This is a genomic window from Holophagales bacterium (genome assembly GCA_016699405.1).
GTDB lineage: Bacteria > Acidobacteriota > Thermoanaerobaculia > Multivoradales > JAGPDF01 > JAAYLR01.
Map to the genome: position 1 here is coordinate 409,973 of CP064972.1, position 14,156 is coordinate 424,128.

Annotated in this window: 12 protein-coding genes; 4 read left to right on the plus strand and 8 right to left on the minus strand. The window is 72.4% G+C overall.

Features of this window, described 5'->3' with window-relative positions; all coding sequences use genetic code 11:
* The first annotated feature begins 153 nt into the window (after positions 1-153).
* Together IPJ17_01805 and IPJ17_01810 are read left to right on the plus strand one after the other, a co-directional pair.
* The gene (locus IPJ17_01805) at positions 154-735 is read left to right on the plus strand and encodes a sigma-70 family RNA polymerase sigma factor (GenBank protein QQR74353.1); all 582 of its coding nucleotides are present in this window, start codon (positions 154-156) and stop codon (positions 733-735) included.
* On the plus strand, positions 732-1,508 hold the full coding sequence (locus IPJ17_01810) for a zf-HC2 domain-containing protein (GenBank protein ID QQR74354.1): 777 nt from the start codon (positions 732-734) through the stop codon (positions 1,506-1,508). The genes IPJ17_01805 and IPJ17_01810 overlap by 4 nt, the downstream gene beginning before the upstream one ends.
* Positions 1,509-1,526: 18 nt before the next feature.
* Here the strand turns inward: IPJ17_01810 and IPJ17_01815 are convergent, their stop codons facing one another.
* From IPJ17_01815 to IPJ17_01830, 4 genes are read right to left on the minus strand one after another with little or no spacing between them, the layout of a single operon-like run.
* Complete coding sequence (locus IPJ17_01815; protein QQR74355.1) at positions 1,527-3,989, minus strand: CHAT domain-containing protein; 2,463 nt, start codon at positions 3,987-3,989, stop codon at positions 1,527-1,529.
* Between the two features lie 10 nt (positions 3,990-3,999).
* Positions 4,000-4,881 (minus strand): glycosyltransferase, encoded by an 882-nt coding sequence (locus IPJ17_01820; GenBank protein QQR74356.1) that lies wholly within the window; start codon positions 4,879-4,881, stop codon positions 4,000-4,002.
* Positions 4,878-5,636, minus strand: a complete 759-nt coding sequence (locus IPJ17_01825) for a hypothetical protein (GenBank protein ID QQR74357.1) — start codon at positions 5,634-5,636, stop codon at positions 4,878-4,880. Before IPJ17_01825 ends, IPJ17_01820 begins: the two co-directional genes overlap by 4 nt.
* Positions 5,633-6,388, minus strand: a complete 756-nt coding sequence (locus IPJ17_01830) for a hypothetical protein (GenBank protein QQR74358.1) — start codon at positions 6,386-6,388, stop codon at positions 5,633-5,635. Before IPJ17_01830 ends, IPJ17_01825 begins: the two co-directional genes overlap by 4 nt.
* Before the next feature lie 57 nt (positions 6,389-6,445).
* Here IPJ17_01830 and IPJ17_01835 point away from each other — a divergent pair, with 57 nt between their 5' ends.
* Positions 6,446-7,612 carry a glycosyltransferase gene (locus IPJ17_01835; protein ID QQR74359.1) on the plus strand — a complete coding sequence of 389 codons (1,167 nt, stop codon included), beginning with the start codon at positions 6,446-6,448 and terminating at the stop codon, positions 7,610-7,612.
* A 122-nt stretch (positions 7,613-7,734) separates the two neighbouring features.
* On the opposite strand, the gene IPJ17_01840 is transcribed toward IPJ17_01835, so the two are convergent.
* Positions 7,735-9,039: a hypothetical protein gene (locus IPJ17_01840; GenBank protein ID QQR74360.1), complete on the minus strand. Its 1,305-nt coding sequence runs from the start codon at positions 9,037-9,039 to the stop codon at positions 7,735-7,737.
* 244 nt (positions 9,040-9,283) lie between these two features.
* Positions 9,284-10,900, minus strand: a complete 1,617-nt coding sequence (locus IPJ17_01845) for a hypothetical protein (GenBank protein QQR74361.1) — start codon at positions 10,898-10,900, stop codon at positions 9,284-9,286.
* Between the two features lie 220 nt (positions 10,901-11,120).
* On the opposite strand from IPJ17_01845, the gene IPJ17_01850 reads away from it, so the two are divergent.
* Positions 11,121-12,209 carry a hypothetical protein gene (locus IPJ17_01850; GenBank protein ID QQR74362.1) on the plus strand — a complete coding sequence of 363 codons (1,089 nt, stop codon included), beginning with the start codon at positions 11,121-11,123 and terminating at the stop codon, positions 12,207-12,209.
* Between the two features lie 67 nt (positions 12,210-12,276).
* On the opposite strand, the gene IPJ17_01855 is transcribed toward IPJ17_01850, so the two are convergent.
* A complete protein-coding gene (locus tag IPJ17_01855) occupies positions 12,277-13,236 on the minus strand; it encodes a transporter substrate-binding domain-containing protein (GenBank protein QQR74363.1) in 960 nt (319 codons plus the stop codon).
* A gap of 27 nt (positions 13,237-13,263) precedes the next feature.
* A complete protein-coding gene (locus IPJ17_01860) occupies positions 13,264-14,139 on the minus strand; it encodes a formylglycine-generating enzyme family protein (protein QQR74364.1) in 876 nt (291 codons plus the stop codon).
* Positions 14,140-14,156: the final 17 nt, after the last annotated feature.

The window sequence follows — 14,156 nt, forward strand, 5'->3', positions numbered from 1 at the left end:
GGTATGAACGCCCTCGCGATCGCCGCTGCGGACTGGAGGACGGGCGCCAGTTGGGGAGAACCTGATCTCTCGACTAGGCTTGCCCCGTTCCCGCAGGGCCTGCGCGACGCGGCTCGTGCCGCCGTCGCCGGCCTGCGCCGAGGCGCCGACGCCGTGACTGCTCCCGCCACGCTCTCCGACGAAGACCTGGTCCGCCGGATCCACCAGGCGTCCGTCGAGGCCGCAGCACCCCTGCTCGACCTGCTGTTCCGCCGCCACCAGGAGCGGGTCGCCTCGTGGTGCTACCGGATCAGCGGACGTCGCGAGGAGGCGGCGGATCTCGCCCAGGAGGTCTTCCTGCGGGTGCAGGAGCGGCTGCGCACCTTCCGTTTCGAGAGCAGCTTCTCGACCTGGCTCTACCTCGTGACGCGCAGCGTGGCGATCAACCGCGGCATGGCCAGCCGGCGACGGGCGATGGCTTCGCTCGACGACGACGATCTGCCGGAGCCGATCGCCGACAGCCCCGACCCGGTCGCCGCGCTCGATCTCGCGCGGCTCGGCGGGCGACTCCGCGAGACGATCCGCACCGAGCTCGACGAGCTCGAGCGGCGTGTCCTCTACCTCCACGTCGTCGACGAGATGACCCTTCCCGGCATCGACCGGCTGCTCGGCCTGACCAACCGTTCGGGCTCGAAGGCCTTCCTGGTCAGCGCCAAGCGCAAGCTGCGCCGCCTCCTCTCGGAGCTCCCGCGATGAACCCCCTGCGTCCGCTCACTCCCCCCCAGCTCGCCACCTTGCTCGCATCGGGTGACTGTCCGCGCCCGGAGCGGATCTACGAGGCGGTGGCCGGCGAGCTCGGAGCCGAGGAGCGCGACACCGTGCTGGCCCACGCCTCGCGCTGCGACGCTTGCGGCGCCGAGCTCGCGCTCGCCCGCGCCTTCGCCGAGCCCGCCGCAGCCGACGCCGCGACGTCCGGGGCGGTCGCCGCAGCCGACATCGGCTGGATCGTCGGCGAGCTCGAGAGACGGCGCGGCCAGGAGGCCGGACCCGCGGCGGCCCCGACGACGCCCGAGCTCGCCCGTGTTCTGCCGATGCCCGCGCGCTCCCGGCGCGGCCACCCCGGTGGCTGGCTCGCCGCGGCGGCCTCGGTGCTGCTCGCGGTGGGAGGGCTCTATCTGACGACGCACACGGCCGCACCGCCGAGCGTGCCGCCGCCCCCGACGACCGACGTGCTGCGCAGCGCCGAGATCGCCTGGGAGACGCCGCTCGGCCGGCTCGCAACGCTGCCCTCGGCGCTGCGCTGGAGCGCGACGCCGGGAGCGGTGCGCTATCGGCTGACCGCGGCCAACGCCGCGACCCGCGCCCCCCTCTGGTCCGGGGAAAGCACCACGGCGGCGATGCCCTTCCCGCCGGCGCTCGCCGCCCGCATCGAGCCGTTCGTCACGGTCGAGCTGCGCGTCGAGGCGCTGTCGGCAGACGGCGCCGTGCTCGCTCTCTCCGCTCCCGTCGCCTTGCGACTCGAACGCTGACGGCCCCGCCGCAGCGGCTCAGCGGCGGCGCCGCCGGAGGAACACGGCGATCGCCAGAGCGAGGATCGCCAGGCCGGCGAGCAGAGGCCAGGTTCGGGCCCGGACGACCACCGGCGGCGGATCCCCTACCAGGACGAAACCGGCCCAGAGCTGCGGCGCGTCCCAGCCGGGCGTGCGCCGCAGGCGGTCCTTGGCCCGACGCAACGCCTCGGCAGGCGAGCGGCCGACACCGAGCTCGAAGTAGAACTGCTCCATGAACGTCGCGGTCGCCGCGTCGCCAACCTCCCAGAGCGAGGCGACGACCCCCCGCGCCCCGGCGGCGAGGAACGCGCCGGTGAGCGTGGTGAGCGCCCGCCCGTCCGCCGTCGAGCCGAGAGCCGTGCGGCAGCCGGAAAGCACGACGAGGTCGGCGGTGAGCGGCGTCGCGGCGACCTCCAGGGCCGTCAGCAGGCCATCGTCGTGCGCGTGGGGGGCAAGGAAGAGCGCCGCACCGGGTTCGAGTCGCTCGTCGACCACCGCATGAGTGGCGAAATGCAGGACGTGCGCCCCCTCGGCGGCGACCGATCGCCAGGTCGTTTCGTTCGCGTCGGCACCGAGCAGCAGGCGGGTGCGCCCGCCGAGCTCGCGCGCCGCGTCGGCGAGCTCACGCTCCCCCGCGGGGAGCGCCGGCAACGCGAAGCGGGCGGCGAGCAGTCCGGCTTCGCCGCGTAGCGTCGCCGGCTCGACCGGCACGGAGGCAAACCCGGCCAGCTCCCAGCGCGGCGAGCCCCGGGGCTCGACGGGGCCGGCGAGCCAGCTCGCGCTCGGCAGATAGCGCACCGCCACGCGCTCGACGACGAGGTAGCCGTCGGGCAGGCGGAGGATCTCGAACGGCAGATAGCGCAGGCGGGCGTCGGCTGCGATCGCCACCGACCCCCGCAGGCCGTCGAGGCCGGCGAGCAACCGCTGCGAGAGCTCCTCGACCACCGCCGGCGCCGGCTCTCCTCCCCGGGCGAGCGCCGCATGCGCCTCGCCCACCCGATCGAGCATCCGCGTCGCGGCGCCGATCGCGCGCAGCTCGACCTGCCCCTGCCCGAGCCGCCAGCGCCAGAGCGTCTGCTCGCCGGCGTAGAACTCGAGGATCGTCGCCTTCCCCCCCGCGAGCCGGGCGAGCTCGTCGGCGGCGAGCGGAGCGCGCCCTCCCGGAAGCGCATCGAGCAGCTCCCGCGCCTTGGCCCGCTCCACCAGCGCCAACGCCGCGAGCGCATCCTCGCGGCGGCGGCTCGCCACCGCCCGCTCGGCGGCGAGATCGACCGCCAGAGCGAAGAGCGACCGCTTGTCGCCGAGGTAGCCGGCACGCAGCGGCCGCGGGCGGATGCCGGCCCGCACGTTCTCCACCGCGGCGAGGCCGCGCTCGACCAGTGCGAGCGCCGTCTCGCGGCGACCGGCGGACTGCTCGACGCGCGCCAGCCCTTCGAGCGACATCCAAGTCCCCTCGGCGTCCTGACTGGCTTCGGCCAGCTCGCGCGCCCGCGACAGCACGGGCCGGGCCGCCTCCGGCCGCCCGAGCTCGACGAGCAGGCGGCCCAGGTAGTAACGGGCCTGGATCTCGCCCAAACGGTCCTTGCCGGCGATCGTCAGGTCGAGGGCGCGGCGGAAGGCGTTCTCGGCACGGACCGGGTCGCGCAGATCGAGTTGCGCGGCGAGCCCGGCGTTGACCCACGCATTGGCAAGTGCCGCCCCGTCGCCGAGCCGCTCGAGCTCGACGATCGCCGCGGCGAAGGCGCGCTCGGCTGCCGCGGCATCGCCGAGATTGCGCAACAGCACGCCCCGGTTGACGGCGACCTCGGCGGCACGCAGCGGCTCGGCCCCGGGCTCACCCAGGGATTCGAGCACGGCCAGCGCCTCGCGAAAGGCACCGAGCCGTTCGTAGGCGACCGCCCGATTGATGGCCAGCCAACGGCGCTGTTCTCCGACCCATGCTTCCGCGGCGTGGGCGTCGAGCTCCGCGTCTCCCTCCGCGAGGCGGTCGAGCGCCGGTCCGTAGCGACCGGCACCGATCGCCAGCGCGGCGAGGTTTCCCAAAACGACGACCGCCTCCTCCGCTTCGCCGAGCCGGCGGTCGAGCGCCAGCGCCTCGCCGAAGGCGCGCTCCGCCGCCGCGGTGTCACCGGTGTACTGCAGCGCCCGCGCCAGGTTGTTGAGGGTGCGGGCGAAACGCCGGTCCTCGCCGAGCCCGCGACGGATCTGCTCGGCAGCCCGGCACTCGACGAGCGCCGCCCCGAACTCGCCGCGGTCGGTGAGGAGGACGCATGCATTGTTGTGCGCCGTCCCGGCGCTCGCCGGATCGCTCGACGCGGTCGCCGCAGCGACCTCCCGATACGCAGCGAGCGCCTGCTCCAGCCGCCCCTCCTGGTGCAGCGCCAGCGCCTGGTCGAGGGTCGTCGGCGCTGCGGCGGTCGCCGCGGCGACGGCGCACAGCACGAACGCGGCGGGAGTCATCGCGGCGATCCTACTGCGCCGGAAGCTGCGGCGCGCCGAGCGCACCGGCCGCGTAGGCGAACGTCGCCGCGGGCAGATAGGCGAGCGTGGCGAGAAGCCAGGGACGCGCGCTCGCCGGCGTGACGCGCCAGGCCAGGGCGAACGACTCGCGGGATCGCGCCAGGACCCGGCGGGCGATTGCCGCGCGCGTCATCCCACCGCCGAGCGCCGCATGGGCCGCCACCGTCCGCGCGCCGCGCCGCCAGTGGTCGGCGACGAGCCCCGGCAGCGTCCGCGGGTAGAGATGCGCCGTGCGCACTGCTGGATCCCAGCGTGGCCGCTCCGCCGGCGTGAAGCGCGCGTGCAGCTCCGTGTCCTCGCCGCGCGCCAGCGCCGGGCGGAAGCCGCCGTGCCGCGCCAGCAGCTCGCGCGAGTAGGAGACGCCGTAGCGCTGTGCCTCGCCGTCCGGCACGTTCGGCCAGCGCCGCACGTGGAGCGAGAGGTACGCCGTGCAGGCCGCAAGGCTCGCGGGATACGGGTTGACCAGGGCGCTGGCCACCGCCGGCGCGCCGGCTCGATGCGCCGCCAGGCGCGCCGCGACCCACCCGCGCTCGGCGCGGCAGTCGACAGCGAGGAAGGCGACGAACGGCGCCCGGGTCGCCTCCACCCCCGCGTTGCGTGCTGCACCGGTGGGCAGCCGGCGCGGTGCAGTCACCACCGGCACCGCGAGCCCGTGGCTGGCGAGCAGACCGGTCGCGTCGCCGCCGCCCGAGCTCACGACGACGACCTCGGGGCGCGGACGTTGCCCGACGACCGAGGCGACCGCCTCGGTGAGCTCGCGGGGGGCGCCGAGGGCGAGCACCACGACCGCGAGCTCCGGCCAGGCGCGCTCGTTCCCGTCGTGGCCGCTCATGGATCCTCCAGCGGCACGTAGCTGCGGCCTGCCGGGAGCTCGACGACCTCGATCCCGGCGCTCTCTGTCAGATAGTCGTAGCCGATCGCCTGGAAACGGCGCTCCGGATCGAGGCGCCGGTACTTGTCGCGCCGCGCCTCCCGGTCCTCGGCGCGGATCATCCGCCGGTGGTAGAGGTAGAGGTCGGCCTGCCGATAGTCGTCCCCCTCGCGCGCGTCGAGCGGCGCCCAGTAGCCGTGCAGGGCGCGCTCGTCGAAGACCGCCCCGGGGCGCGCGGCGAAGAGTCGGGGCGAGCGCTTCCGCCCCCAGATTCCGTCGACGCGCATCCGATCCGGACGGTCCCACAGCTCGCGGACGTGCAGGTGGAACGCCCGTGGCGCCCGGCGCGCGGTGACGAGCTCGCGCGCACGTTTGCCAAAGCCGCGCTCCAGGCGCTCGTCGGCGTCGACCCCGACGACCCAGTCGGCGCCGAGGGCGGTCGCCGCCTCGGCGAGACGGCGGTGGTTCGCGCCGTCGTCCCAGACGTGCGGCTCCCGCTGCGGCGCACGCAACAGGGCGATCACCGCCGGCTGCGCCGCCACGAAGTCGGCTGAGCCGTCGGTGGAGCCGTCGTCGAGCCCCACCACGCCGTCGACTTCGGGCGGCACGTTGACGAACCACCCCGGCAGATAGCGCCGTTCGTCGCGGAAGGCGAGGAGCGCGAGCAGGCGGACGGAGCGCCGGCGGCGCGTCCAGAATGGTTGCAGGAGTTTCACCGGAGGCGCTCGCGCGGCCGATAGGCTCGCCAGCGCGGCAGCGGAGCGAGCTCGAGACCGGTCTCGTCGGTCAGGTGCGCATAGCCGATCGACTGATGGAGGTGCTGTGGGTCGCGCTCCTCCCAGCGTCGGCGACGGGCTTCGCGATCGGCACGGCGCAGCATCCCCAGGTGATAGACGATCAGGTCCGCCTCGGCGAAGCCGCCGTTCCGCCGGCTGTCGAGCGGCGCCCAGTGGCCGTGCATCGGGCGCGGGTCGAGCACCGGATCGACGCGATGGGCGAAGAGCCGGGCGTGACGCTTGTCGCCCCAACGGCCGTCGACGCGCATGCGATCCGGCCGATCCCACAGCTCGACGATGCGCACCGACGCCGCACCGACGCCGAGTCGCTCGAGACGCTCGATCTCGCGCTCGGCGCGACGGCGGAACGAGCGTTCGAGTCGCTCGTCGGCGTCCACGGCGACGAACCACGCCCCGGCGAGGCGTGCGGCCACGGCGTGCAGTCGAGCGTGATTGCCGACCTCGTCGAAACCGTCGCCGGCCGGCCGCTCACGGCGCAGCAGCTCCAGGCACTTCGGGTGGGCGGCCACGAGATCGCCGGCGCCGTCGCACGATGCGTCGTCGAGAGCGACGAAGCCGTCGACCTGCGGCGCCACGTTGGCGAGCCAACCGTCGAGCATCCGTCGCGCGTCGCGAAACTGCAGCAGTGCGACGAGCGGCGGCGAACGCCGAAATCGAAGTCGGGGCCACATGCGGACTGCATTCTAGGTCGCAGCGCGTTGCGAGGGCCGTTGCTAGGATCGCGCCCCATGTCGCTCCGCGTCCTCTTCACCAATCACCAGATGGCCGGTCGCGGCGGCACACAGATGTGGATTCGCGACATCGCCGGCGCCCTCGTCGCGCGTGGGCACCGCCCCGTCGTCTGGAGCCCGCAGCTCGGCGCGAGCGCCGACGACGTCCGCGCGCTCGGCGTGCCGGTGATCGACGATCTGCAGAAGCTCGCCGAACCGCCCGACCTGATCCACGGCCACCATCGGCTCGAGACCGCCGCCGTGCTCGCCCACTTTCCGGGCGTTCCGGCGCTCTTCGTCTGCCATGGCTGGCTTCCCTGGCAGGAGCAGCCACCCGTGCTGCCGCGCATCCGCCGCTATCTCGCGGTCGATCGCCTGCGGCGGGAACGCCTGGTGGCCGAGAACGGCATCCCGCCCGAACGCGTCGCGATCTTGCCGAACTTCGTCGACTTGCGCCGCCTCCCCGAGGCCTCTCTGCGGCCGTCGCGACCGCGCCGTGCGCTGCTCTATTCGAACCGCACCGACGACGCGTCGTGGGTCGCCGCCGTTCGCGCAGCCTGTCGGCGAAACGGGCTCGCCGCGCCGGCTGTCGTCGGCGCTGCCGCGGGCAATGCGGTCGACGATCCCGGGCGGCTCTTTTCCGAGCACGATCTGGTCTTCGCGCGCGGTCGCTCGGCGCTCGAAGCGATGGCGACCGGGGCGACGGTCGTCCTCTGCGACGTGGAGGGGAGCGGGCCGCGCGTCACGCCGGCGAACTTCGCCGAGCTCGCCGACCTGAACTTCGGTGTCGGCGCTCTGCGCCTGCCGCACGACGGGGCCCGGCTCGCTGCGGCCATCGCCGGCTATGACGCCGAGGAGGCAGCCGCGGTCGCTCGACTCGTCCGCCAGCACGGTTCGCTCGAGCTGGCCGTCGAGCGGCTGCTCGCGCTTTATCGCGATCTCCTCGACGAGCCGTGCGCCAGCGAGCCCGGTGCCGCGGCGGCCGAGGAGGGGCGAGCGATCGCCCGACTCCTGACCGACCTCAGCCGCACGATCGATCACGCGAGGGACGCTCGCCTGACGGCCCTGGAGCGCGAGCTCGCCAGCCTGCGGTCGACGCGCGCCTTCCGGATGCGCGAACGGTGGCTGCGTTCGCCGCTCCGCCGCCTCTTCGAGCGCCCTCCGACAACCCCGACGGCGGGATAGGGACAGCGCGCTCGCTTCACGCGCGACCCGGTCTCCCAGAAAGACGACGGGCCCCGCGCCGCAGCGCAGGGCCCGTCGGAAGTGCGGCGGAGCAGCTCCGCTCCGCCCGGCATCGCGCTAGATCAGAACGGCCCGCCGATGCGCAGATGGCTCGCCTGGGTCGCGTTGTCGAGCGCCACGGCCGAGAAGCCGACCGCATAGCGACCCTCGGCCGACATCCCGTTGCCCACCCAGGCCTGCGCCGCCGCCGGATCCTCCGGCGGGTTGTTCCCAGCCGCCGGCACGGTGGTGTTCAGGTTGAGGAACAGCCAACCGAAGGTGAACGAGACCGGGAAGTCCTCGCTATCGACCACGGCGCGCTGCGCCTCGGCCGGGAACGGGATGATGCCCTCGTTCGGCAGCGGCGGCGAAACCGGCGTCGTCTGCGGAACTTCCGGATGCTCCTGCTCGTCGAAGATCACGATCTGTTCCTGACCGAGCGGGTACCAGGACGGCCGCAGGTTGAGCGTCGCCGGGCAGGTGAAGGGCACCTGATTGACCTTCGAATCGCGCCAGACGACGAGGTCGGTGCCACCACTGAACGCCCCGCCGTTGATGTAGCGCACCGCGAAGTTGGTGGCGAGCGGCTCGCGGTTGTCCGCCGCCGTCCACGTCACGTAACGGCCATAGAAGGTGTACTGACCCGGGACCGACGTCTCCGGATTCGTCGCCGAGGCCTCGATGTGGATCATCGTCTCGCCGGCGGCGTAGTTCTGACTCGGGGTGACGAAGAAGTAGTCGCCCCACAGCACGTTCTGGTTCGTCGCGTCGCCCGAGCCGCCGGCACCGAAGTAGCCGGCATCGCCCGGGAAGCGCAGCGTGCAGTTGTTGACCGTGTCGATCGTCACATAGCCACGAGCGACGTTGTCACCGAACACCTGGCCGGCGCAGCGGCCGCCGAGCAGCGGCGAGGCCTGGCCGGTGAGCGACTTCTTCAGGTGGTCGATGTAGGTCGCCGACAGCGGGCCCAGCGGCAGCTGGCCGGTGCAGCTCGCGAAGTTGATGTCCTGCGAGAAGTCGCCCTGCGGGCTGATCGTGTCCGTCGGGTCCTGACCGTCGGAGGCGGTGCGCGGCAGCGTGCCGTTGAGGATGTCGCGCATGTTGACGGTCTGGACGTCGTAGCCGGTCAGGTAGACGTTGAAGTCGAGCACCGGCACCGACAGGTCGGACCACACCACGACGTGGGCGAGAACCGCCGTCGCCGACGAGTTGTTGACCGAGAACAGCGTCGTCAGGCCGTTCGTGTCGGCCAGGTCGACTTCGAAGTACGGCAGCAGCAGCGTCGCGGCCGGCACGTCGTCGACGGTGCCGATCACCGCGGCCGCGGGGCCGCCGAGCGCGAGGCAGCTCGCCAGGGCGAGAGCCAGGGAAAGGAAGGGGCGTCGCATGCAGGTCCTCCTTGAAGGTACGCCGGGGCGGGGGGCGAGAGGCGAGGCACGGACCGGCGGTTCATGCCGATCTCGGGAGGTGCTCCCGAGCGCTCGTCGTCACCCGGCCAGCCGGACTAGGAACGGCCCGAGTATACCCATCCGCTGCCGGGGCGCAATCGCATCGCCCACGAAGGAAACGAGGGCCTCGGGGGACGTTCCCGAGACCCTCGCAGGGGGAGTTTCTGGCGGGAGACCGTGCGACTTACTGGCAGGTCTTGAAGGTGGCGACGTCCTGGATCGGCTCGGCGGTCTTGCCGAGCGGGTTGAAGAACTGCTTCGAGATGCCGGTCGCTGTGTCGGTGACCGTCAGCGTGAAGTCGACGTTCGTCGTCGCGGCGTAGAAGACCCAGTAGGAGGGCCCGCTGGCGATCCCGCAGCCGTCGATGACCTTGATCAGCATCTCGGCGTTGCCGGCGTCGAAGAACCAGAAGTAGCCCGACTTGTCCGAGAGGCTGACGCTGCGTCCGACGCCGACGCCGCTGCCGAAGTTCGGCGTGCGGAAGTTGATCGCGGCGCGGAAGCGACCACCGAGCAGGCAGAGGTGGTCGTCGCCCGGCTCGCAGGGCGTCGTCGGCCCGTCGTCGTCGATGATCGAGAGCGTCGCCGTCCCGTGGACGAGGTCGATCGTGGCGCCACCGGTCGGGTTGCTGAGCTCCAGGAGGACGGTCTCGGTCCCTTCGCTCGCGGTGTCGGCGAGGATCGGCACGGTGAAGGTCTTGGCGGTCTCGTCGCCGGCGGCCCAGGAGAGCGTCCCGGTCACCGTCTGGAAGTCGGTTCCGGCCGTGGCGCTGCCGGCCGTCGCCCGATAGGCCACGCTCACCGCGCCGCTCTGGCCGTTCGAACGCTCGACGCGAATCGTCGCCAGCCCCTGGCTCTCGATCACCTGGAAGCTCGCCTCGTCGAACTCGAGGAGACCCGCCGAACCGCTCCCCCCGCCGTTGCAGCTGTCGTCGCCCGGCTCGCAGCCCGGCGGCGTCGTGTCGTCGCCGCTGTCGACGATGGTCAGCACGGCGCTGCCGCGCAGGCTGTCGATCGCCGCGCCGCCGGTGGGGCTGGAGAGCGCGAGTTGGATCGTCTCCGGTCCCTCGGCGAGGTTGTCCTCGAGAACCGGTACGGTGAAGGTCTTCGTCGATCCGTCACCGGCGGCCCAGGAGAGCGTTCCGGTCGTCGCCGTGTAGTCGGCGCCGGCGCTCGCCGAGCCATCGGCGGTCGAGTAGGTCACGCTCGCCGCACCGCTCTCACCCTGCGAGCGCTCGACGCTCACCACGGCGACCGCGCCGCTCTCGTAGGCGAAGAAGGAGCGCTCGCCGAATTTGAACGTGCCGGCCGATCCCCCGCTGTTGCAGGAGTCGTCGCCCGGCTCGCAACCCGGCGGCGGGGGAGGAGGGGGCGTCCCGCCGTCGTTGTCGCTCACCGAGATCGTGAAGCTCGAGCGCGTCGGGTCGATCGCCGCGCCGCCGGTCGCTCCGGAGAGCGAGAGCTGGATCGTCTCGCTCCCCTCGGCCGCTGCGTCGTCGAGGATCGCGACCTGCACCGACTTGGCGGCCCCATCGTTGTCGCCCCAGGAGAGCAGCTGCGCCACCGGAAGGAAGTCCGAGCCCGGCGTGGCGCTGCCACCCACCGACGACACGACGACCGAGACGGCTCCCGATTCGCCCTGCGAGCGCTCCACCAGGACGGTCGCGGTGCCAGCTCCTTCGCCGACGGAAAGACTCGATTGGTCGAACTTGAAGGTCCCGGGTCCGCTGGCGAACGCGGTCGCCGCGGTGAGGCTCGCTGCCAGGGCGAGGCGGAGGGCGAGGGTGCGAGGTTGGGTCATGGCGGGTCTCCTCTGCGAAGTCGGTCCGACCGCGGATGCCGAGGTCGTCTCTCGCGAGGTTGAGACAGCGCTCGTCGCCGAATGGAACAGCCGGACCGGTCGCGCGACCTCGGCCACCGCACAAGTCGCCTCCGTCTGTTCCGGATCGAGGCCGGCGCTGTCCATTGAATCGGGCGCCTTCTCCCATCTCCCGTAGACTGGCGCCCTAGCGGGTGACCCGATGATCCGAACGAGACCACACCTCCACCGTCGATCTTCCAGGCCGGAAGCTCGCCTCGCGCCGGCGATCCTGGGGCTCGCCCTGCTGGCCGCAACCTGGCTCGGCACGACGGCCAGCGCTCAGGTCGAGCCGCTCACCCTTCGTGTCTCCGACGCCGAGGCCCCTCCGGGAGGCACGGTTGCCGTGATCCTCCGCACCTACGCCTCCCGTCCGGTGAGCCAGGGACGCGTCTGCGGCGGGCCTCGCGCGCCCGCGCCGCTCCGTTCGTTCCTCGAGCGTGCGCTCGCCGTCGGCCCGGGCTCGCCGTTCGCCGCGTTCCTTCCCGGCTCGTCGCAGATCTTCGCGGAGAGCGGTACGCCGACGGCGCTCTGGACCTGGACCGATTCGACGCAATCGCTGGACGTCGACTTCAGCTCGCTCGAGTCGTCGATCAACGCGCAGGACGGCGTCCTCGCCGTCTTCACCTTCACGCTCGACCCCTCGCTCGCTCCGGGCACGACCTACGATTTCCAGATCAACCCGGGCGAGTCGTTCCTCCAGGATCCCAATGGCCAGCCGATCCCCATCGACGTGCGCTCGGGACGCGTCCGCGTGCGCTCGGCCGGCACCAATCCGAGCCTTTCGCTGGGGGCGCCGAAGGTCCACCCCGGCTCCGCCGCCGCCCTCGAGATCGAGACTGCCGAGCCGTTCGCCCTGGCGAGCGGGCACCTCGAGATCTACTACGACCCGGCGATCGCCTCCGGGCCGACGACGGTGACCGCGAACCCGCGGCACGGTCCCGTCGCGACGACGGTGTCGACTCCGGCACCCGGTCAGGTGACGATCGACTTCACCTCGTCGAGCCCCTGGCTCAACGCTCAGGTGCCCGGCGCTCTGTTCACCGTCGAGATCCCCACGCTGACGACGAATCCGGTCGGCTCGCAGTCCTGGGTCCAGTTCGGCGCCGGCACCTTCCTCGTCGCCCCGGGACCCAATCCGCGGCCGGTGAACCTGCCCGGCGACTGGATCGAGTTCGTCGCCAGTCCGGCGATCTGGGGGGACGGCTTCGAGAGCGGCTCGCTCTGGGTCTGGAGCCGTCACAGCCCCTAAAGCGACACGGCCTCCGGTGCCGTCTGGCACGCGGAGGCCGCGACAAGGCACGCCGGCGCCGAGCCGTTCAGCGCGCCGGCAGCAGCAGCTCCCAGCCGACCTCGATCAGGTTCGGGTCGGCGATGCGCCCCTTGTTGAGCTCCCAGATCTCGTACCAGCGATTGACCTGCCCAAGCTGATCGCGCGAGATCTTCGACAAGGTGTCGCCGGGGCGCACCTTGTAGACCGACTGCCCGCCGGTCACCTTGGCGATCGGCGCCGGTCCGGTGCCGCCGAGGTACTTGCGGATGATCTGGCGGTACTCCTCCGAGCCCTTGAGCTCGCGGATCGCCGCGTTGACCATCTTCAGAAGCGAGGTCGCGCCGCGCCGAACGCCGACGTTGTAACTCGACTGCGTGAGGTTGAACTGGACGATCTCCAGTCGGTCGCGGTACTCCTTGAGCTCCTCCTGGGCGTAGGGGAAGTCGTAGACGAATCCGTCGATCTTGCCGGCGGCGAGCAGGTCGAAGTAGCCGTCCTCGTACTTCTCGTAGGCCTTGGCGCCGCGCACCAGGCGGCGCACGTCCTGCTCGGCGGCGGGATCGTTGAACAGGCCCACCACCTTGCCGCCGAGATCGTCGACCGAACGGATGCCGCTGCCCTTGCGCACCACGAGGCAGAGACCGTAGTCGTAGTAGCTCTCGGACCAGTCGATGCCGGGGATCGACGGATCGGCGGTGTAGCCGCTGACGATGACGTCGAACTTGTCGGCGATCAGCCGGCCCGGCAGCTCGCTGTACTTGCCCGGCACCACCACCACCGTGTCGACGCCGATCCGCTTGGCGAGCGCGTTGGCCACCGCCCAGTCGAACCCGTCGTAGCGCGCGCCGGTCTTGAAGAGCATCGGCGGCGTGTTGGGCTCGGCACCGACGCGCAGCACGCCGGCATCGAGCACCCGTTGCAGCGAATCGTCGGCGGCAGCCGAGCCCGGCACGACGGCGCCAAGGGCCAGCGCGAGAAGACAGAGCACGAAGAGCTTGCGAATCATCGGAGATCCTCCAGCGGGTCGTCGGCGTCAGCGCCCGGCGGCGGCGCAACGGAAGCCGACGCTCGAGCTGCGGTCGGTGGGGAGCTTGGGGACACGGTGCGTCACGCGGGCGTCGGCGAGCTCCCACGAGTCCCACGAGCCGCCGGCGACGAGCACCAGGTCGGGCTCCTCGGGGCTGCGGCTGGCGGTCCACTCGCTGACGTTGCCGGCCATCGCCAGGACGCCGAAGGGGCTCTGGTCACGACGCAGGCGGGCATCGGTGACCCCCCAGGTGGGGATCTGCTTGGCGGCCTGCGCCTTCGCCGCGTGGTCGGCGCCGAGGATGTTGGCGAAGGTCGCCTCGAGCGAATCGCCCCAGGGGAAGAGCCGCGAGTCGTTGCCGCGCGCCGCCCGTTCCCACTCGACGGTGGTGGGGAGTCGCCCGCCCGCCTGGCGGCAGAACGCCGCCGCGTCCTCCGACGAGACGAAGACGACCGGGAAGTCGCGGTGGCTCGCGACGTAGCCGGCGTCGTCCCAGTAGGACGGCAGCTCCCGCGGACCGCACGAGGAGCCGACCGGGCAGTTGGCGAGAAAGGCCGCAAACTCGCCGTTCGTCACTTCGTGGCGGTGGATCCGGAAGACCGGGACCTCGGTGGGCGTCGCCGACTCGCCGGCGAGCAGGGTGCCGGCCGGAATGGTGACCCAGGATTCCGCGGCGAGCGGTTGCTGGGCGAGCGTGCCGGGCCCGTTCGGACTCGCCGGCGGCGGGGCCGAGGGCGGCGCACCCGGCGCGGGCGCCCGCCCGCTGCCGATCCACTGGCGCCAGATCTGCTGCTCGCGCGGCACGAAGCGGTGCAGCGCGGTGACGATCAGGCCGAGTCCGATGAGGAAGAGCAGGAATTTGCCGAGGGGTGTCAGTCGCATCGCGAGCTCGCACGCTC

Excerpts from the sequence above, each read along its gene's own strand:
- IPJ17_01810 (QQR74354.1), top strand. The coding sequence starts at position 732 with ATGAACCCCCTGCGTCCGCTCACTCCCCCCCAGCTCGCCACCTTGCTC.
- IPJ17_01815 (QQR74355.1), bottom strand. The coding sequence starts at position 3,989 with ATGACTCCCGCCGCGTTCGTGCTGTGCGCCGTCGCCGCGGCGACCGCC.
- IPJ17_01820 (QQR74356.1), bottom strand. The coding sequence starts at position 4,881 with ATGAGCGGCCACGACGGGAACGAGCGCGCCTGGCCGGAGCTCGCGGTC.
- IPJ17_01830 (QQR74358.1), bottom strand. The coding sequence starts at position 6,388 with ATGTGGCCCCGACTTCGATTTCGGCGTTCGCCGCCGCTCGTCGCACTG.
- IPJ17_01835 (QQR74359.1), top strand. The coding sequence starts at position 6,446 with ATGTCGCTCCGCGTCCTCTTCACCAATCACCAGATGGCCGGTCGCGGC.
- IPJ17_01840 (QQR74360.1), bottom strand. The coding sequence starts at position 9,039 with ATGCGACGCCCCTTCCTTTCCCTGGCTCTCGCCCTGGCGAGCTGCCTC.
- IPJ17_01845 (QQR74361.1), bottom strand. The coding sequence starts at position 10,900 with ATGACCCAACCTCGCACCCTCGCCCTCCGCCTCGCCCTGGCAGCGAGC.
- IPJ17_01850 (QQR74362.1), top strand. The coding sequence starts at position 11,121 with ATGATCCGAACGAGACCACACCTCCACCGTCGATCTTCCAGGCCGGAA.
- IPJ17_01855 (QQR74363.1), bottom strand. The coding sequence starts at position 13,236 with ATGATTCGCAAGCTCTTCGTGCTCTGTCTTCTCGCGCTGGCCCTTGGC.
- IPJ17_01860 (QQR74364.1), bottom strand. The coding sequence starts at position 14,139 with ATGCGACTGACACCCCTCGGCAAATTCCTGCTCTTCCTCATCGGACTC.